The following is a 19541-nucleotide window of genomic DNA, read 5'->3' on the forward strand; positions in this document are numbered from 1 at the left end:
AACACAAGTCAAAAAAAGTGCAGCAATCACTGGCATTTTCACCAAAGGCTGCAATAACCATAGGTGCCCATATTTGCAGTAATCACTGTAATCAACCCAGGAGAGCACGCTATGGATAGCCCATTCCCCCCCTTCAGGCCGGGTCTCATCGCCCTGCTGGCCGGCACCCTGCTGATCGGTTGCCAACAGGACAGCAGTGAACCGCCGCCGGCCAACACCCTCTACCTCAACGCCAGGATCCACACCCAGGATGACGCCCGCCGCCAGGCCGAGGCCATGGTGGTGCAGGGCGGCAAGTTCACCTATGTGGGCTCCCGCGAAGGGGCCGAGGCCCTCAGGAACCAGGCCACCCGGGTGGTGGATCTGCAGGGCAGGATGGTGCTGCCCGGCCTGCACGACAACCACATCCACCTGCTCGGCACTGTGGCGCTCGACATGTGCGATCTGGACGGCGAGGCCGTCAATCTGGATCAGCTCGTGGCCAAGGTCAGGGAGTGCCTGCCCCGCTACGCCCCCGAGAAGGGGGACTGGCTGGTGGTCAACCAGTGGTCCCCCTATGACGGCAACGCCCCCACCGCCGCCCATGCCACCCTGCTCGCGGCCCTGGACGCGGCGGCACCGGACAATCCCGTGATGCTGGCCGGGGTCGACGGCCACGCCGGCGGTTACAACAGCCTGGCGCTGGCCCAGGCGGCGGACAAGGACGGCAATGTGGTCGGCTTCAACCCCGCCACCCTGGCGCCCGGCGGCGTGTTCGAGGCCTTGATCCCCTATGTGGATCTGGCCAGCGGCGTCGTGCGGGACGCCGCCCGCAGCGCCATCGCCGTGCCCGACACCGGGGTGCTGAGCGCAAGCGGCGAGCAGGCCGCGGCCCAGTACGACCAGATCCTCCCCGCCATCGCCGAGCTGATGGCGTCCCGCGGCATCACAGGGGTGCAGGACGCCTGCGCCAGCGACTTCATCCGCGATCGGCTGCGCACCATGCAGGAGCAGGGGCTGCTGCACATGAGGATCACCGCCGCCACCTGCTTCCACCAGGATGACTACGCCGGCAGGCTGGACATCGAGGGGCACCTGGCCAAGGCGAACCAGGTGCGCGATGCCTTCGCAGGCAACCCCCTGATCAAGGCCGACACGGTGAAAATCTTCCTCGACGGGGTGCTGGAAGGGGATCCCTTCACCACGCCCCCCTTCCTGCCCAACGCCGGCATGCTGGAGAACTACCTGCACCCACACCTCGCCCTGGACCCCGCCAGCGGCGAGGTGAGCATCACCGCGGACAGCGAGGACGCGGGCAGCAACGGCATCGTCAACTACCGGGAGGCGGATCTGGCGCGCTACGTCACGGCGCTGGATGAAGCCGGTTTTGGCATCCACATGCACAGCATCGGCGATCGCAGCACCCGGGTGGCCCTCGATGCCCTGGAGGCAGCTCGCTCCCACCACGGCGACAGCGGCATTCCCCACACCCTGGCCCATCTGCAGGTGGTGCATCCGGACGATCAGCGCCGCCTCGGCGCGCTCGGCCTCTACCTCACCTTCACCTACGCCTGGACCACGCCCCAGCTCGCCTACGACATGCTGGTCACCCCCTTCATCCAGCCAGGCAAGGCGGGGCAGCCCCTCACCGAGGCGCTCTACGATCCCCAGGGCTACCTGCACGGCGCCCTCTACCCGGTCGAGAGCAGCCGCAAGGCGGGAGCCGTGCTGGTGGCCGGCAGCGACGCCCCGGTGGACAGCCGGGATCCGCGCCCGTTCGAGAACATGGCGGCCGGTATAGTGCAGTCCGCCGGCAGCGGCGATGAATATCGCGCCAGCCAGCGCACCTCGCTGACCGAGATGCTGGCCGCCTACACCATCAACGGGGCCAGGGCGGTACGACAGGGGGACATCACCGGCTCCATCGAGGCGGGCAAGTCGGCGGACTTCATCGTGCTGGACCGAGATCTGTACGCCCTGATTCAGGCCGGCACCCCGGAGCGGATCGCGGACACCCGGGTCGAGCAGACGGTCTTCATGGGGGAGACCGTCTACCGCAAACCCTGAACGACACGGGCCCCTCGCGGGGCCCGTTTCTTATGGCTCGCTGGCGGGAGCCCCCTCTTTCGCCATTCCGGGTTTCAGGGCCAGGGTGAACAGGGCCGCCACCATGTCGGACTGGGTGATGATCCCCACCAGTTTGTCCCCTTCCACCACCGGCATGTGGTGCAGGCCGCCGTCGGAGAAGGCCTCCACCAGATCGTAGAGCGGCTGGTAGCGCCGCGCCGTGCGCACCTCCCGGGTCATCAGATCCGCCACCCTCAGCCGCTCGAGCTCGGCGCGAGCCCTGGGCTGGCGGCCTGCCCGGTCGATCATCAGATCGTGCAGGGTGATGATGCCGACCAGCCTGCCCTCCTCGTCCGACACCGGCAGCGCCTTGATCTGGTGGTGGGAGAGCAGGTGCCAGGCGGTCATGGCAAACGCTGTCGGCGCCGTGACGACGAGATCCCGCGACATCACATCCTGGCAGCGCACCGTGCCCACCCGCCCCCGCAGGGCGTGCAACTGGGCCTCCTGCAGCAGCTCCTGCAGATCCTGGCGGCTGATGTCCAGCAGCTCCCCGTGCTTCTCCAGGGCGAAGTCGATGTCCCCGGTGGCGAGCCGGGCGCTCGGCTGGGGATCCGCGGTCTGGTGGCGGTTGGGGGCCACCTTGCCGCCATGGGGATAACGGCGTCCCAGCAGCCGGTTGTAGAGCAGCCCCAGACTCAGCAGCAACAGGGAGTTGAGCAGCACCGGCAGCAAGACGTAGCTCACCCCCAGCGCCCGGATCCCCTCCCCGCCGATCACGGCGGTCAGGGCCACGGCGCCGCCGGGCGGGTGCAGACTGCAGGTGATGAACATGGCGGCGATGGCCAGCATCACCGCCAGGGCCGAGGCGAGGGCCATGTCCTGCACCAGGCTGGCACTCAATACCCCCATCAGCGCCGACACCCCGTTGCCCACCAGGATGGACCAGGGCTGGGCCAGGGGGCTGGCCGGGGCGGCAAACAGCAGCACGGCGGAGGCCCCCATGGGGGCGATGAGCCAGTGCACCTCGAGCCCCAGCCCCCACCGGCACAGCCAGGCGGTGCCCAGCAACCCGACGAGGGCGCCGAGGGCGCCGTAACAACTCTCTTTGAGGCTGGTATTGGTCGATACCGGCAAGAAATCCCTGAACTGCATCCTGCTCCCGCTGACGATAAGATTTATTTGAAATGCGCGATTCTAGCCATTTCTCCCCGCCCAGCACCAGCGTGGGCGTCATCGCGGCCTCAGGATCCCGGCGCCCCGGGCCCGGCACGCCTCAATCCGGTGATCGGGGATCGCAATGCCCCTCGACATCCGCTGGCTGCCTGGGCGCGTGGACGGCCCCTGAGGCTCGGGTGCCGCGCCGCTCGCCAGGCCGCCTCCCGAGAAGGACGCCACCACGCAAAAAAGAGGGAAGGCCTCGGCCTCCCCTCCCTCATTGCGCGGGTTTTACTCGTTATCGGTGCTTGGACCCACTGGATGCCTGTGTCGCCTGGCCGGTCAGATGCCCGCGGCTCAGGCCAGCTCGGCGCGCAGCGCCCGGGTCGCATCGACCATCACCTTCAGAGCTGCGGTGGTCTCTTCCCAGCCGCGGGTCTTGAGGCCGCAGTCCGGGTTGACCCAGAGCCGCTCGGCCGGGATCTGTCTGGCCGCCCTGCGGATGAGGTCCTCAATCCAGCCCTGGCTCGGCACGTTCGGCGAGTGGATGTCGTAGACGCCGGGGCCGATCTCGTTCGGGTAGTTGAAGCGCTCGAACGCTTCGAGCAGCTGCATCTGGCTGCGGCTGGTCTCTATGGTGATCACGTCCGCATCCAGCGCCGCCACCGCCTCTATGATGAGATTGAAGTCGCTGTAGCACATGTGGGTGTGGATCTGGGTGCTGTCCGCCACCGGGCTGGCGCTCAGCCGGAAGGCCCGCACCGCCCAGTCGAGATAGGCCTGGTGATCCTGCTTGCGCAGGGGCAGCCCTTCGCGGATCGCCGGCTCGTCGATCTGGATGATCTTGATGCCGGCGGCTTCCAAGTCAGCCACCTCGTCGCGAATGGCCAAGCCAATCTGCAGGGCGGACTGTTCGCGACTCACGTCTTCCCGCGGGAAGGACCAGCAGAGGATGGTCACCGGGCCGGTCAGCATGCCCTTGACCGGCTTGTCGGTCAGACTCTGGGCAAACTGGGCCCACGCCAGCGTCATGGGGGTCGGACGGTCGATGTCACGGGTGATCACCGGCGGCTTGACGCAGCGGGAGCCATAACTTTGCACCCAGCCGAAGCGGGTGATGGCAAAGCCGTCCAGCAGCTCACCGAAATACTCCACCATGTCGTTGCGCTCGGCTTCGCCGTGCACCAGCACGTCCAGCCCGATGGCCTCTTGACGTTCGATGGCATCCTTGATCTGGGCCTGAATGCCCGCCTCGTAGGCCCCGTTGTCGATGCGACCGGCACGCCACTCCTGGCGCAGCCCCCGGATCGCGGCGGTCTGCGGGAAGGAGCCTATGGTGGTGGTGGGCAGGAGCGGCAGCTTGAGATCCGCGCGCTGGGCCTCGGCACGCACCGGGTAGGCGCTCTGGCGGCTGAAGTCGCTGTTGGTGAGGCTGGCCAGCCGCGACTGCACCGCCTTCTTGTGGACCCGGCTGTCGGACTCCCGATCCACGATGGGCTGGCTGTAAGCCTCGATCTTGTCCAGGGCGCCGCCGTCCAGGTAGTCCGCCAGCAGCCCCAGCTCATAGCACTTTTGCAGGGCGAAGGCGAACCAGCTGCGGGTCTGGGGATCCAGCTCGTGCTCCAGGGTCAAATCCACCGGGCTGTGCAGCAAGGAGCAGGAGGAGCCGACCCAGAGCCGCTCGCCGAGCCTCTCTTTCAATGCCTTGAGGGTCGGCGCCAGCCTGGCCAGGTTGGCGCGCCAGACGTTGCGGCCGTTGATGACGCCAGCGGAGAGCACCCACTGGGCCGCTAAATGCGGAACGAGCGTCTCTAGCTGCTCGGGGGCTGCCACCAGATCCAGGTGCAGGCCGTCCACCTTCAGGCTGGTGATGATGTCGCGCTGATGAGCCACCGAACCGAAATAGGTGGTGAGCAGCAGCTTGCAGGGGCCGCTCAGGCGCTCATACGCCTTGAGGTAGGCCAGGCGCCACTCATCCGGCAGGTCCAGCGCCAGGGCCGGCTCGTCGATCTGTACCCACTCCACCCCCTGGGACGCCAGTTTGGCCAGGATCTCCTGGTAGACGATCAGCAGGCGATCCAGCAGTTCGAGACGGGAGAAGCCGCTCTCTTTCTCCTTGCCGAGCCACAGGTAGGAGACGGGGCCCAGCAACACCGCCTTGACCGGCAGCCCCAGGGCCTTGGCCTCTTCCACCTCGTCAAAGAGCTGGCTCCAGCCCAGCTTGAAGCGCTGGTCACGGTAAAATTCCGGCACCAGGTAGTGGTAGTTGGTGTTGAACCACTTGGTCATCTCGGCAGCCGCCGCCGCCGGGCCGGTCGGCGCACGGCCACGGGCCACCCGGAACAGGGTGTCGAGGTCGGTGTCGCCGTGGCGGTGACGGGCAGGCACGGCGTCCACCAGCAGGCTGGTACCCAGCACCTGATCGTACCAGGCAAAATCCCCCACCGGCAGCAGGTTGACCCCGGCGGTACGCTGGGCATGCCAGTGGCGCTCACGCAGGCTCTTGCCCACGGCGACCAGCTCGGCCTGAGTGGTTTCGCCACGCCAGTAGGATTCGAGGGCAAATTTCAGTTCGCGCTTGGCGCCGATACGGGGAAAGCCCAGGGTGTGTGCGCAGGTCATAGGTTCCATTCCTTATGCTCGTTTATCTGATGAGGATCTGGATTGTTTGGCCATCCAGATGTTTACACATCCAAAATGACAAGATAAGGTGGCCCTGGCTATTGAATCCTCTTCAACTGGCTCTCAAGAATTTCTCAACTGACGCACAAAGGAGCAGTGCCATGGTCGCGCCCACCCCATCCAGCCCCCCTCAGAGCAGCAATCCGGGCATCGATCTCAAACACCTGAAGACCATCAGCGCCCTGGCGGAGCAAGGGTCCCTGGCCGGGGCCGCGCTCACCCTCAACCTCACCCAGTCCGCCCTCTCCCACCAGCTCAAGGAGCTGGAGACCCGCCTCAATCTGGAGCTGTTTCTTCGAAAGAGCCGCCCCCTGGTGCTGACGGCGGCAGGCCAGCATCTGCTGGCCCTGGCCCGTCAGGTGCTGCCCGCCCTGGCCCAGACCGAGCGCCAGTTGCTGGCCCTGCATAGCGGAGAGGCGGGCAGGCTGCACCTGGCGCTGGATTGCCACAGCTGCATCCAGTGGCTGCTGCCGCTGTTGCCGGACTTTCGTCGCCAGTGGCCCGGGGTGGATCTGGAGGTCGAATCGGTCCCCGGCTTCGATGCCATCAGCGCCCTGCTCGGCGGCCAGCTCGACCTGCTGCTCACCTCGGATGTGCAGGCCCGCGGGGATCTCCACTTCGACCCCCTGTTCGCCTTCGATCTCGAACTGGTGATGGCGCCGGATCACCCCCTCTGCCAGCAGAGTGGCATCGCGCCGGACGACTTGCGCGCCGAGGTGCTGCTGGTCTACCCGGTGGAGCGGGCCCGCATGGACGTGTTCAGCCGCTTCCTGCAACCCGCCGGGGTGGAGCCCGCCCGCTGCAAGCCGGTGGACAACACCTCCGTCATGCTGCAGATGGCTGCCGCTGGCCTCGGGGTCGCCGCCCTGCCCCGCTGGGCCAGCGAGGAGTTTGTCCGCCAGGGGTTGCTCCAGGCCAGGCCCCTGGGCGGCGGGATCCGCCGCCATATGTATGGCGCCGTGCGCGCCGCCGACCGGGATCAGCCCTGCCTACAGAGCCTGTTCGAACGCATTCGCACCCGGATGGCCGCGCAGTAACAGGGCATGAAAAAGCCGCCCCTCGGGGCGGCCAGATGCCACAGGCGCAGGGCCGTGGCGTCACGACCCCTTGCTGCCCACTCTTCCTGCTTAAGTCTCCACCCCCTCGCAACTGCCCTGGCCGTGTCGCCGTGGACAGTTGTCGCACAGCTCCCCGTCCCGGCGCTTGTAGTGCAGACAGCAGCGCTGGCGCACATAGCCGGGGAAGACCGCCTCCAAAGGCCGCACTGCCTCGCGCCAACCCGCCAGATGCGAGGCCGGCAGGCCGCAGGCGGCAAGCCAGCGCGGTGCATGAGCCGCTACCTCGTCCCGGTTCACCTCTCCAAAGAAATCGGGCACCCTGACCAGGGCCGCCAGCAGATCGTCCGCCAGGAGCGGATGCACGAATCCGGGCCGCAGTCGCTGCACCCCGGCAAACAGCTCGAACAGCTGCTGCCAGTGGCTGCGCACCCGTGTGCCCGCCGCCTTGATCAACACATCGACCTCCCCCTTGATCATGGGCTCCCGGGGCAGACAGAAGCCGGACACCAGCCCGGCCTCATACCCCTGCCCCAGTCTGTCCAGCGCGGGCACGGCGCCGACCCGATAGACGGCCACCATGGCCAGATAGATGGACTGCCAGCAGAGCATGCCCCAGCTGCGGGTCAGCCAGTAGGCGGGGCCCGCCTCCGGGTGTGCCTGCCGCCAGTGGGCATGGAGGGCGGCCACCACCTCGGTCGGGGTCGCCTCGGTGTGAGTGGCCAGCAACGGAGGCCGACTCCCCGCCGCCAGTCCTTGCCCCCTGAGGGAGGGGATCAGGCTGGCCGCCGCCGCAAACAGGGTGTCGTGATCCGCCGCCAGGGTGCGCTCGGCATGCAGCGCCAGCGCCCCCAGGCCCCGTGGCAGGACGTGCTTGCGGTCATCGCCGCCCGCAGAGGGTGAATGCCCCGGACGCAGCCCGGGGCGCAGGGTCAGAATGCGTATTTGAGTCGAGCCTCCAGGTTGCGCTGTGCCCCGAACCAGCAGTTGTTCTGGTCGTAGCAGGAGTAGTAGGTCTTGTTGAGCAGGTTGCTGGCGCTGAGCGACACCCCCACCCCCTTCAGGCTCGCGCTGAGGGCGGCAAGATCGTACGAGGCGGACATGTCCATCAGCAGGTAGTCCGGCACCTTGTCGGTGTTGGCGGCATCCATCTCGGCCTCCCCCACGTAGCGCAGGCCGGCGCCCACCCGCATCCCCTCCAGGCTGCCGCCCAGCAGGTAGTTGCTCCAGAGCGACGCCATCTGCTCGGGCACCCAGACCGGGGTCTTGCCCTGCAGGCTGGTGGTGTCACGGGTGATCTCCATGTCGATGAGGGTGTAGCTGAAAGCCAGGTCCAGCCGGCTGGTGAGATCGGCACGCCCCTCCAGCTCGACCCCCTTGGAGACGGTCTCGCCGGTCTGCAGCTTGGGCCCGTAGACGTTGTCCGGATCCGTGACCAGGGCGTTCTCCTTGGTGATATGGAAAGCAGCGACAGTAAAGGTCTTGCTCATGTCCTCGGAGAGGAACTTGAGCCCCCCCTCCCACTGGTGGCCGGTGGCCGGCTTGAACGCCTTGCCGTCCTTGTCTGCCCCCGGCACCGGCTCGAAGCTCTCGGCATAGCTCACGTAGGGCGAGAGGCCATGGTCCAGCTCATAGAGGGCGCCGAGACGCAACGAGAGGTTGTCCTGATCGATCTGGGCCAGGGACTGGCTAGCCGCCCCCAGGTAGAGGGTATGGCTGTCGGTGTCCATCCGGTAGCGGTCGTAACGGGCGCCACCGATGGCCACCAGGCGGTCGAGGCGCACCTGATCCTGCAGATAGACGCCGGTCTGGGACTGGCGGATCACCTTCTGATCCTGGTAGTTGAAGGTGAGTGCTCCCGGCACTATCTGGCTGTGGTCCGGGTTGAAGATGTCGATGCCGGGGGCCGAGTAGTCGAGGGTGTCCCGGTAGAGGATGTGGGCATCCAGATACTGGTAGTCGACCCCGAGCAGCAGGTTGTGCTGGGCCGCGCCGGTCTGCACCTTGCCCGCCAGCTGGTTGTCGATGACAAAGCCGCGGGAGTCTTCATCCGTCAGGTAGGCGTTGCGCGCCAGGGTGCGGTAGTCCGCCGCCAGGGCCGCGTTGTAGGTGTTGCGCTGATAGGCGGACGCATCCATGTAGCGGGCATTCTGCAGCAGCTGCCAGTCGGCGTTGAGGTCGTGGCTCAGCTTGTAGCCGAGCAGGGTCACGTCCCTGTTGTATTCGTTCCAGTTCTCGTCGCCGAGGAAGGTGTCGCTGCCAAGCTGCCCCAGGGGATTGCTCTTGACCGAGCCGCTGGCGGGCACTGTGGTGTAGATGCCGGCGGCGGGATCCTTCTGGTAGTAGAGGTTGAGGTTCAGCAGGGTGCGCTCGCCGAGCTGCCAGTCCAGGGAGGGGGCGAACACGTAGCGCTCCTCTTCGGAGGTCACCGCCTGGCCCTCCTTCTGGCGGGCCAGCCCCACCACCCGGTAGGCGAACCTGTCGTCGATGGCCCCGGTGCTGTCCAGGGTCATCTCCTTGAGTGCGCCAGTGCCGGTCGCCAGGCTCACGTTGTGGCTGGCCTCCCGCTGGGGGCGCTTGGCGATGAGGTTGACCATGCCACCGGGGGGCATGCTGCCATAGAGCACCGAGGTCGGCCCCTTGAACACCTCCAGCTGCTCCATGGCCACCGGATCTATCTGGGGTTGCAGGTTCCACTCGTTGTATTGCAACAAGAGACCGTCATAGAAGTTCTGGTAGTTGTCAAAGCCGCGGATGTTGAACAGATCCAGCCGGTTGACCGCCCCGCCCCGCAGCTCGGTGTTGACGCCAGGCACGTAGCGCAACGCCTCGCTCACCGAGCTCACCCCCCGCTGCTCCAGCGTCTCGCCGTCCACCACGGAGATCGCCTGGGGCGTTTCGATGGGGTCGAGCCGGGTCTTGGTCGCCGTGTTGCGATAGGTCTGACCCAGCACGGTCAGGGTCTCGTCGGCACGCGCCGCTTCGGTGCTCGCGGGAGCGGCGGCCAGCGCCGGGCCAGCCAACAGGGTGGAGATGGTCGCGGCGACCACGGTCAATGGGGGGTGAACAAGTTGCATCTGATCCTCGACTGCCTACTGCATGTGAATAGTAACAAATATCATTTGCATTTTATTGTTCTATTTCGCCCCGAAATTAACAATTTGGGGCATCTTGGCGGGAAAAGCGGAGAAATCAGGAGGAAGTCAGCCTCAACCGACAACATCCATCGGCAACGGGCGGCACGGGTGGGTTCAAATGGTCATCTGTCTCGGGCTCGATACGCCTTGGGTCCTGGGGCGCAGACTGATGACACCCGGCATGAGGGCGGCAGGAGCAGGCGATCAAGGCTCTTCGCAAGGGGCGATGGGCAACCAGTACTCCATGCGGGCGTCCGGCTGCCTGGCGTCGAAATCGGGGGGATAGCGCTCCAGCTCGAAGCCATCCAGCCCCCGGTAGGAGGAGCCCGGCAGCCAGTGCTGGATGAACCAATTGAGACTCTGCCCCAGTTGCTCGATGGGGCCCAGGTGAGTGAGCACCGCATACTCCTGGGCCGGCACCTCGAGGCGCGACAGGCCTGGCGGCGGTGTCCCCTCCCCGGCCGCCATCCCGGCCCAGTAGGGCAACCTCGGCCCCGCCCCCGAGACGTCCACCACACCCAGCCATTCCCTCGACGGGCACAGACCGCCGGCCTCCCGCAGGGCATGCCAGATGGCGGGCACCGTCTGCTGGAAGTCGGGCTCCTTCGCAAAGAGGCCCAGGATCTCCCCCCTGACGCCGTGCAGGGTGAAGCCGGGCTGGCTCTCGATCCGCACCTGCACCAGCCTGGGCGGGGTGGGCAGCGCCGCCGCCCGCACCAGCGGGGTGCGCAACCCCAGCCGCAGGCCGCGCTTGCGATAGGCCAGGGGCGAGCAGCCAAACTGCTGCTTGAAGGCGCGGCTGAAGCTCACCTCTGAACCAAAGCCATGGCTGAGCGCCAGATCCAGCACCCGCTGCCGGGTCGAGAGCAGCGCCTCCGCCGCCTGGCTCAGCTTGAGTTCGCGCACATAGTGGGCCACCGTCTGGCCGGTCTCGTGCAGGAACACCCGCTGCAACTGCCAGCGGGACCAGCAGCTCTGCTCGGCCAGCAGCTCCAGGGAGAGCACCTGATCCAGGTTGGCGTGAATATAGTCCAGCACCCGCTCGATGCGAGTGAGGTGGGCATGCGCCTCGGGCGCCTGGCCTGGGGATGGAAGGGGGGATGTCGGTGTCATGATGCGCTCGAAACCACTGCCGGCAGGGGCTCGCTCGCCCGGGAGGCCACATTAAACATGGCCGCCGTGCCGGCGGCAAGCCTTCGCCGGCGACGGCGGGACGAGGCGCCGCTCTCCTCGTCCGCCAACCGCCCTCCTGGTCTGTCACAAAAGTGACGCCTTCTCCTGCCACAGTGGATGCCGACAACATTGTCAATTGCCCGGGCAGTGCAGGGCACTCTTCCCGTCGTGACATGCCAAGGAGAGCAGCATGAAGAAAATCGCCTTGATCACCGGAGCCCGTGGCGGCATCGGCACCGCCATCACCACCGCCCTGCTGGAGCAGGGCTATCGCATCATCGCCACCCACTCCAGCACCAGCGCGGCGGCGGCGAGGGAGTGGTTCGACACCCAGGGGCACCAGCCGGATCGGGTGCGCCTGCTGGCGCTGGACGTGGCCGACACCGCCATGTGCCGCGAGACCCTGGGCCACCTGCTGCAGGAGGAGGGACGGGTCGACGTGCTGGTCAACAACGCCGGCATCACCCGGGACGGCGCCTTCAAGCGGATGACGCCGGATCAGTGGTTCGAGGTGATCCACACCAACCTGTGCAGCCTCTACAACGTGACCCAGCCGCTGTTCGACGCCATGTGCGAGCAGCGCGACGCCCGCATCATCAACATCTCCTCGGTCAACGGCCAGAAGGGGCAATTCGGCCAGGTCAACTACTCGGCCGCCAAGGCGGGCATGCTGGGCTTCACCAAGGCGCTGGCGGCGGAGGGGGCCCGCTTCGGAGTCACGGTCAACGCCATCGCCCCCGGCTATACCGCCACCCCCATGGTGGCGGCGATCCGCACCGATGTGCTCGACAGCATCAAGGCCGACATTCCCATGCGCCGCCTCGCCAAGCCCGAGGAGATCGCCGCCGCCGTGGCCTTCCTCGCGAGCGAAGCGGGGGCCTATATCACGGGGGAGACCCTGGCCATCAACGGCGGGCTCTACATGAAATGAGCGCGGGCAAGGGACGGGGGCGCACGGGCGATCCCGATCGCCCTTGCTCGCTCCCGCGGCCACTCACTGGGCGCGGCTCTGACCGTGCTCGGCGAAGTGGCTGCGCAGGGCGCTGATCACCCGCCGCACCTTCTCCGGGATCTCCCGCTGGGGCGTGATGGCGTGGATCTCCATGGCGGGCGCCCGAAAGCCGGGCAGCAGTGCCAGCAGGCGGCCCGAGGCGAGATCCTCGGCGATCTCTCCCTCGGGTTGCAACGAGATCCCCTGTCCCGCCAGGGTGAACTGGCGCAGGGGCAGCACGTTGTTGCACAGCACCCTGGGCCTGGGCTTCACCTTGTGGGGCTGCCCTTTCTCATCCAGCAACAGCAACCCTCCCCCCAGCATCTCCGAGGCCAGCCAGTCGTGGGTCAGCAGATCCGCCGGGCTGCGCGGCGTCCCCTTGCGCGCCAGGTAGGCGGGGGCGGCGCACAGCAGCATCCGGGTCTGTCCCAGCCTGCGAGCCACCAGGGTGGAATCTTCGAGCGTGCCGACCCGCAGCGCCACGTCGATGCGATCCTTGATGAGATCCCGCTTCTCGTCGTCGGCGATGATCTGGATGCACAGGCCCGGATGCGCCTGCAGCAGCGGCGAGAGCGCCCGTGCCAGAGGTTGACCCGCCATCCCCACCGGGGCGGTGATCCGCACCTCCCCAAGCAGGCTGTCGCGTACCTCCGAGAGGCGCAGCTCGGTCTGGCTCAGGGTTTGCTGCAGGGACTGGCACCCCTGCCATACCACCTCCCCCGCCTCGGTCAGGCTGAGGCGGCGGGTGGAGCGGTGCAGCAGGGGCAGGCCGAGCATCCCCTCGAGCTGGCCGATATGCTGGCTGACGGCGGACGGGGTCATGCCGAGGGCCTTGGCGGCGCCGGTCATGCTGCCCGCCTCCACCACGGCGGCGAAGATGGCGTAGCGTCTGAGCTGATCCATTATGAAGCCCTGCTTACAAGTGAATGCAATTTTCAGTGGATTATTAAATTACATCCGGGGGCGTAGGATAGCCCCATTCCCACAGCGAAGGAGAGTTTCCCATGAAGATTGCCCTCATCGGTGCCAGCGGCTTTGTCGGTTCCGCCATCCTCCAGGAGGCCGTCAGCCGCGGCCATCAGGTCACCGCCATCGTGCGTGACGTGAGCAAGGTCACAGCCCATCCCCAGGTCCGCGCCGTGGCGGTGGATGCCCAGGACAGCCAGGCCCTGGCCCCAGTGCTCGCGGGGCACGATCGGGTGATCAGTGCCTACAACCCCGGCTGGACAGTGCCGGACATCTACGACCAGTACCTCAAGGGTGCCAGCGCCATCGTGGCGGCGGCCAAGGCGACCAGCAGCTGGTTGCTGGTGGTCGGCGGCGCCGGCAGCCTGGAGATAGCGCCGGGCGTGCAACTGGTGGATACCCCGGAATTTCCGGCCGAGTGGAAGCAAGGGGCGCTCGCGGCCCGCGACGGCCTCAGGGCACTGCGCCGGGAAACCGTCCTCGACTGGCGTTTCGTCTCCCCGCCCGTGTTCCTCGAACCCGGCGAGAAGCGCGGCGGCTATCGCCTCGGTGCCGATCGGGTGCTGTTTGACGGTGACAAACCCGCCGGGATCTCGGTCGGCGATCTGGCGGACGGCGTACTGAACGAGGCGGAGCAGCCGGCCCACCTGCGCCAGCGCTTCACCCTGGGCTACTGAGCCCAGGCTGTCGCGCGTCGCCAGTCAGCAGGCTCAGCTGTTGATCCATGACGGCGGGGTTCATACCTGACCGTCCACCGCGGGGAGGCATCAGCCTCCCCGCAGCTTTCCCTTGTCCCTCTCCCTGTCGCCGTCCCGGGTGGATGGCAGCCGTGCCCGCACCCGGCAGGGTTGCACAGTCGGCAGAGGGCCACTTTTCCCGTTTCATCCTCCAGCACCCCCACGAGGGTCGAATTCTATTTCGAATTTTGTATATAACTAAGAATAATTCGTTGTTTTGCCGTTATAACTCCGAACCGTAGTATCACCTCAGTTCAATTGGCGCCCCCACCCAGGATCCACTTCGGATGGCGCGCCGCCGTGTTAACCGGTCAGGGATCAAGGTTCCCGGCCCGATAGCTGAGGAGATGCAGATGGAACATTCATCACTGCCGATCATCGATCTCGCCGCGCTCCAGGGCGCCCCCGAGGTACGTCGCCAGATGCTGGCCAAGCTGGGCCGGGCGGCCCGCGAGGTCGGCTTCTTCTATCTGGTGGGTCACGATCTTCGCGAGGAGGAGCAGCGGGAGACCCTGGCACTCGCCGCCCGCTTCTTCGCCCTGCCTACGCAGGAGAAGCTGGCGGTGCAGATGGTGCACTCCCCCCATTTTCGCGGCTACAACCAGGTGGGGGCCGAGCTGACCCGGGCGCGGCCGGATCAGCGGGAACAGTTCGATATCATGAACGAGGAGGCCGCGCTCGATACCGCCCAACTGACCCATCCCTGGCAGCGGCTGATCGGCCCCAACCAGTGGCCTGCCGCCCTGCCGGGGATGAAGGCGCAGTTGCTGGCCTGGCAGGATCGGCTGAGCGCCATCACCCTCACCCTGCTCGATGCCTTCGCCGAAGTGCTGGAGCAGCCGGCCGGGGTGTTTGACGAGAGCATTCGCGGTGCCCCCTACCAGCACATGAAGCTCATCCACTACCCGGGACAGGAGGCGGGGGGCAGCGGCCAGGGGGTGGGCGCCCACAAGGATCCCGGCTACCTGACCCTGGTGATGCAGGACGATCACTCCGGCCTCGAGGTGGAGACGGCCCAGGGCTGGATCCCGGCGCCCCCCCTGCCGGGGGCCCTGGTGGTCAACATCGGCGAATTGCTGGAGCTCGCCTCCGACGGCTACCTCAAGGCCACCCTGCACCGGGTGCAGAGCCCGCCGCCCGGGGTGTCACGCCTCTCCTGCGCCTTCTTCATGGCGGCCAGGCTGGACGCGACGGTGCCGCTGCTGTCACTCTCCCCCGAGTTGGCGGCGCTGGCCGAGGGGCCCCAGAGCGATCCCGCCAACCCGCTCTTCTACCAGGTGGGGGAGAACGTGCTCAAGGGACGGCTGCGCTCCCACCCGGATGTGGCGGCCCGCCACTATGGCGTCGCCCCGGCGTCCGCCAATCCGCAGACAACCAGCGGGCAGACGGCAAAGAGCGAGCGGCGCGAGCCACAGCTCGCCTGACGCAGCCATGCAGCATTAATACGGGGGCGCCGCGGCGCCCCGGATAACACAAGCAGTTGGGCCACAGCCTGGCAATGACGGAGTCAAAAATGAAATTCAAGACCATGAGCGTGCACAGCGGCCAGCGGATCGACCCCCAGACCGGCGCCCTCACCACCCCGCTCTACCAGAGCAGCACCTTCAGCTACTTCAACGCCCAGGCGGGCAAGGAACGCTTCGCCGGTCAGGCCCCCGGCTTCATCTATAGCCGCTTCGGCAACCCCACCACCGCCGAGCTGGAGCAGAAGCTGGCGGCCCTGGAGGGCGCCGACGAGGCCCTGGTGGTGGCGAGCGGCATGGCGGCGGTGAGCGCCATCATGTATGCCCTGGCGGACAGCGGCGATGAAGTGGCCTATATAGGCCCGCTCTACGGCGGCACCGATGCGTTTCTCAAGCAGACCTTCAGCCGCGCCGGCATCAAGGTCACCGCCTACGAGAGCGATCAGGATCTGCTGGCCAACATCCGCACCGCCACCAAGGTGGTACTGTTCGAAACCCTGACCAACCCCACCCTCAAGGTGGTGGATCCTCGGGTGGTGGTGGAGGCGGCCCGCAAGGTGGGCGCCATCACGGTGTGTGACAACACCTTCCTCACCCCCTACCTGCTGCGCCCGCTGGAGCTCGGCGTCGATCTGGTGATGCACAGCGGCACCAAGTACCTGGGTGGTCACGGCGACATCATCGCCGGGGTGGTGGCGGGCTCCCACGCCCTGATGAAGTCGGTGCGCACCGTGGCCCTCAAGCATATCGGTTCCCCCATAGGCCCCCAGGAGGCCTACCTGCTGCAGCGCGGGGTCAAGACCCTGCCCCTGCGCATGGATGCCCACCTGCACAATGCCCAGAAGGTGGCCGACTTCCTCGCCGCCCACCCGGCGGTGAAGAAGGTGATCTACCCGGGGCTGGCCAGCCATCCGGGCCACGATGCCCTCGGCGCCTTCGCCAGCGGCTTTGGCGGCATGGTGAGCATCGAGCTGGAAGGCGGATTTGAGCGCTGCGCCACCCTGCTCGACAACCTGCAACTCTTCGTGCAGGCGGTGAGCCTCGGTGATCTCGAGAGCCTGGCCTGCCACCCGGCCAGCACCACCCACGCCGCCATGGACGAGGCGAGTCGCCTCGCCGCCGGGGTGAATGACGATCTCATCCGCTTCAGCATCGGGGTGGAAGACGCCGACGATCTCATCGCCGATCTGGCGGCGGCGCTGGCGCTGATCTGACCTTCGGGGAACAGAGACCGCGCAATGAAAAAGGGAAGGCCAGGCCTTCCCTTTTTGCTGTTTGCGCCAGAGGGCGCTGACTCAGGCGTCGTGATAGTCCTGGCAGGCGCTCAGGGTATTCTCCATCAGGCTGGCCACCGTCATGGGGCCCACACCGCCGGGCACAGGGGTGATGAAGGCGGCGTGACTGCGCGCAGTTTCAAACTCCACGTCCCCCACCAGGGAGCCGTCGGCCAGACGGTTGATGCCCACGTCGATCACCAGGGCGCCGGGCTTGACCCACTCCCCCGGAATGAAGTTCGGCTTGCCCACCGCCACCACCAGCAGATCGGCGCGGCGTACCTGGGCCTCCAGATCCTGGGTGAAGCGGTGGCAGGTGGTGGTGGTGCAGCCTGCCAGCAGCAGCTCCAGGGTCATGGGCCGGCCGACGATGTTGGAGGCCCCGACCACCACGGCGTGCAGACCGTGGGTCTTGACGCCGGTCGCCTCGATCAGGGTCATGATCCCCTTGGGGGTGCAGGGGCGCAGCGCCGGAATGCGCTGGGCCAGACGGCCCACGTTGTAGGGGTGGAAGCCATCCACGTCCTTGTCGGGGCGAATACGCTCCAGCACCTGGGTGGTATCGCAATGGGCCGGCAGGGGCAATTGCACCAGGATGCCGTCCACGGCCGGATCCTCATTGAGTTTGTCGATCAACGCCAGCAGCTCGTCCTGCGTGGCCGTGGCGCTGAGATCGTAGGAGCGGGAGACGAAACCCACCTCTTCACAGGCACGACGCTTGCTGCCCACATAGACCTGGGAGGCCGGATCCAGCCCCACCAGGATCACCGCCAGACCCGGTGCCCGCTTCCCCTGTGCCAACCGCTGTTGGACTTGCGCGGCGACCTGGTTGCGAATCGTTTGCGCAACCTGTTTTCCATCAATGATTTTGGCAGACATCGTTCTTCACTCATCCTGTGTTCAACTGCGGCGCATTGTCGCATTTTTTTGGCGCGGGTGTTAGCGGCTCTCGCCTGACGGGCAATAAGTAGGCACTTGAATTTACTGGCGGAAAAAGTCGTTGACGCTGACTTTGGCGCTTGGGTATGATGCCCGCCCGTTGCCCAGTGGTGCCGCCGAAGGTATGCTGGAGCACGAATTTTCGGTGATTAGCGCAGCCCGGTAGCGCATCTGGTTTGGGACCAGAGGGTCAAAGGTTCGAATCCTTTATCACCGACCAGGTTCATCGGGAAGTCCTTAGGATTTCTTGATACAACGCGCCCTTAGCTCAGTCGGATAGAGCAACGGCCTTCTAAGCCGTGGGTCGCAGGTTCGAATCCTGCAGGGCGCGCCATTTAAAATGTGTTTTAAATCAGTGTGTTATTGATGGTGAAGGTGATTTTTAGCCCGTTCATCAATATCTCCCTCGATAGCCTTGGCGAGTCCTTGGCAAACACAGATGGCAAAGATTTCAGTGGTGGCTGTAGCTCAGTTGGTAGAGTCCCGGATTGTGATTCCGGTTGTCGTGGGTTCGAGCCCCATCAGCCACCCCATTATTTCTCTGTTGCTGGTAGCAGATGGCTTTGATATTGCCAGCCGCTTATCAGCAAGACAGACCCGTGCAATTTATGCGCGGCGATAAACCGGCCCCGTGCCGGTTTTTTTGTTTTAGCGAACATAATCACGCCCATGGAGGCGGCCTATGTCTCTTCGTAATCCAGCTCGCAAGCAGCCCGCTCGCCAGCCCTCCCCCACGACGGGTAACCCCGCCCTCGACCTCTTCCACCGCAACTGGCAAGCGCTCGAAAACCTACAGGCAAAAATCGACAAGCAAGCCCTCAACGGCCGCGATATCTATCAGCGCTTCACCTCCGAAATAGAGCCCCTTGAGCGTCAGCAGTGCGAGCTCATCTTTACCCTCGCCAAGCGACTGGTCGACTTTACGGCTCGCAAGAGCTTTACCCAATGGCAACGGGAGACATTGCACCACTGGATCCACGATCTCATCAACTATCTCGAGTCCAATCCGTTTCGTGGCGAGATGGATTTGGCCCCCCTCTATCACCAAATCCAAACCAATACCGCCCTGCACATGGATGACGAACAGCTCGAATATCAGTGTGATGAACTTACCCATATGCTGATGGAAACTTGTGGTCACTGCCCCGAAGACATCGACACCTTGCGCGATATGGTCAAAAACCCCGATCTGTTGCACGAGTACCTGATAAACGCGGCGAAGCAGAAAATGGCCAACGGGAGTGACACCGCTGGTGAGGAAGAGGATGCCCTCTTCGACGATGATGAGTTGTTCTCCGATGAGTCCCCCTTCAGCGCTGAGCAGCAAGATGCTTTTGCCCACACGCGCACCCGTCGTGAGCAAGAGGAAGAGACGCGCATCGAACAGTTGTTCAGCAAATCCAGCCTCAAGCAGCTCTATCGCAAGCTCGCCCTGGCGCTGCACCCGGATCGGGAACCCGACCCCGCCATGCAGGCGGAAAAGACCCGCATCATGGGCCAACTCAGTCAGGCTTGGGAAAACAAAGAGATGTTCACCCTGTTGCAGCTGGCCCACGCCCACCTACCCGAGTTCGATAACCTGCTCAGTGACGAGAACCTTGCTTACCTCAACCCGATGCTGAAACGCCAGCTACGCGAGCTCGAAGTCAGCTACTACGGCGGGCAAGACGGGCTGATGGGCGCGGTGCTGCACAAATTCAAGCAATCATCCAAGAAAAAGACCGAGCAGGCCTTTGCCGAACATCGGGACTATTTGCTGCGTGATATCGACCACCTGACTACCCAGCTGGCCGAGATCACCACCCTGCAGACCCTCAAACCCTATCTGGCGGCCCGCTGGGATCAGCAGCAAACGAGGTGGCGTGAGGAAGAGGACGATATGGAATGGCTGTTTCGGTAACGGCCAGCGCTGACCGACCA

The 19541-nt window shown here is 65.6% G+C and carries 14 protein-coding genes and 3 tRNA genes; 10 read left to right on the top strand and 7 right to left on the bottom strand.

From position 1 onward, the window contains the following. Positions 1-111: 111 nt before the first annotated feature. The gene (locus I6L39_RS17540; protein ID WP_216990377.1) at positions 112-2046 is read left to right on the top strand and encodes an amidohydrolase; all 1935 of its coding nucleotides are present in this window, start codon (positions 112-114) and stop codon (positions 2044-2046) included. 30 nt (positions 2047-2076) lie between these two features. Here I6L39_RS17540 and I6L39_RS17545 read toward each other — a convergent pair whose 3' ends face one another. Together I6L39_RS17545 and metE are read right to left on the bottom strand one after the other, a co-directional pair. Then, positions 2077-3201 (bottom strand): HPP family protein, encoded by a 1125-nt coding sequence (locus I6L39_RS17545; protein WP_216990378.1) that lies wholly within the window; start codon positions 3199-3201, stop codon positions 2077-2079. Positions 3202-3561: 360 nt separating this feature from the next. Continuing rightward, on the bottom strand, positions 3562-5826 hold the full coding sequence (gene metE, locus I6L39_RS17550; protein ID WP_216990379.1) for a 5-methyltetrahydropteroyltriglutamate--homocysteine S-methyltransferase: 2265 nt from the start codon (positions 5824-5826) through the stop codon (positions 3562-3564). 161 nt (positions 5827-5987) lie between these two features. On the opposite strand from metE, the gene I6L39_RS17555 reads away from it, so the two are divergent. Beyond that, a complete protein-coding gene (locus tag I6L39_RS17555; RefSeq protein ID WP_216990380.1) occupies positions 5988-6923 on the top strand; it encodes a LysR substrate-binding domain-containing protein in 936 nt (311 codons plus the stop codon). A gap of 90 nt (positions 6924-7013) precedes the next feature. On the opposite strand, the gene I6L39_RS17560 is transcribed toward I6L39_RS17555, so the two are convergent. From I6L39_RS17560 to I6L39_RS17570, 3 genes are all read right to left on the bottom strand, one after another. Continuing rightward, positions 7014-7808 (bottom strand): siderophore ferric iron reductase, encoded by a 795-nt coding sequence (locus tag I6L39_RS17560; RefSeq protein WP_216991833.1) that lies wholly within the window; start codon positions 7806-7808, stop codon positions 7014-7016. Between the two features lie 65 nt (positions 7809-7873). Further along, positions 7874-10018 (bottom strand): TonB-dependent siderophore receptor, encoded by a 2145-nt coding sequence (locus I6L39_RS17565; RefSeq protein ID WP_216990381.1) that lies wholly within the window; start codon positions 10016-10018, stop codon positions 7874-7876. A 264-nt stretch (positions 10019-10282) separates the two neighbouring features. After that, entirely contained in the window at positions 10283-11191 is a 909-nt protein-coding gene (locus I6L39_RS17570; RefSeq protein WP_216990382.1) for an AraC family transcriptional regulator, read from the bottom strand. A gap of 250 nt (positions 11192-11441) precedes the next feature. Between I6L39_RS17570 and I6L39_RS17575 the strand changes: the two genes are divergently transcribed. Further along, positions 11442-12182, top strand: a complete 741-nt coding sequence (locus I6L39_RS17575) for an SDR family oxidoreductase (protein WP_216990383.1) — start codon at positions 11442-11444, stop codon at positions 12180-12182. A gap of 63 nt (positions 12183-12245) precedes the next feature. On the opposite strand, the gene I6L39_RS17580 is transcribed toward I6L39_RS17575, so the two are convergent. Further along, entirely contained in the window at positions 12246-13145 is a 900-nt protein-coding gene (locus I6L39_RS17580) for a LysR family transcriptional regulator (RefSeq protein WP_216990384.1), read from the bottom strand. A 101-nt stretch (positions 13146-13246) separates the two neighbouring features. Between I6L39_RS17580 and I6L39_RS17585 the strand changes: the two genes are divergently transcribed. The 3 genes from I6L39_RS17585 to I6L39_RS17595 all read left to right on the top strand — a co-directional run bounded on the left by I6L39_RS17585 (position 13247) and on the right by I6L39_RS17595 (position 16622). Then, complete coding sequence (locus I6L39_RS17585; protein WP_216990385.1) at positions 13247-13885, top strand: NAD(P)-dependent oxidoreductase; 639 nt, start codon at positions 13247-13249, stop codon at positions 13883-13885. Between the two features lie 413 nt (positions 13886-14298). Then, a complete protein-coding gene (locus I6L39_RS17590; RefSeq protein ID WP_216990386.1) occupies positions 14299-15369 on the top strand; it encodes an isopenicillin N synthase family oxygenase in 1071 nt (356 codons plus the stop codon). Between the two features lie 89 nt (positions 15370-15458). Continuing rightward, positions 15459-16622 (top strand): PLP-dependent aspartate aminotransferase family protein, encoded by a 1164-nt coding sequence (locus tag I6L39_RS17595; protein WP_216990387.1) that lies wholly within the window; start codon positions 15459-15461, stop codon positions 16620-16622. An 81-nt stretch (positions 16623-16703) separates the two neighbouring features. On the opposite strand, the gene folD is transcribed toward I6L39_RS17595, so the two are convergent. Then, positions 16704-17561: a bifunctional methylenetetrahydrofolate dehydrogenase/methenyltetrahydrofolate cyclohydrolase FolD gene (folD, locus tag I6L39_RS17600; RefSeq protein WP_216990388.1), complete on the bottom strand. Its 858-nt coding sequence runs from the start codon at positions 17559-17561 to the stop codon at positions 16704-16706. 203 nt (positions 17562-17764) lie between these two features. Between folD and I6L39_RS17605 the strand changes: the two genes are divergently transcribed. The 4 genes from I6L39_RS17605 to I6L39_RS17620 all read left to right on the top strand — a co-directional run bounded on the left by I6L39_RS17605 (position 17765) and on the right by I6L39_RS17620 (position 19521). Further along, positions 17765-17841, top strand: a tRNA-Pro gene (locus tag I6L39_RS17605). A 37-nt stretch (positions 17842-17878) separates the two neighbouring features. Further along, positions 17879-17955: transfer RNA gene (locus tag I6L39_RS17610), tRNA-Arg, on the top strand. 123 nt (positions 17956-18078) lie between these two features. Beyond that, a tRNA-His gene (locus tag I6L39_RS17615) sits at positions 18079-18154 on the top strand. A 149-nt stretch (positions 18155-18303) separates the two neighbouring features. Next, entirely contained in the window at positions 18304-19521 is a 1218-nt protein-coding gene (locus I6L39_RS17620; protein WP_216990389.1) for a J domain-containing protein, read from the top strand. The last annotated feature ends 20 nt before the right edge of the window (positions 19522-19541 follow it).

The sequence above is a fragment of the Aeromonas sp. FDAARGOS 1409 genome (assembly GCF_019048705.1).
In the GTDB taxonomy this organism is placed as follows: domain Bacteria; phylum Pseudomonadota; class Gammaproteobacteria; order Enterobacterales; family Aeromonadaceae; genus Aeromonas; species Aeromonas sanarellii.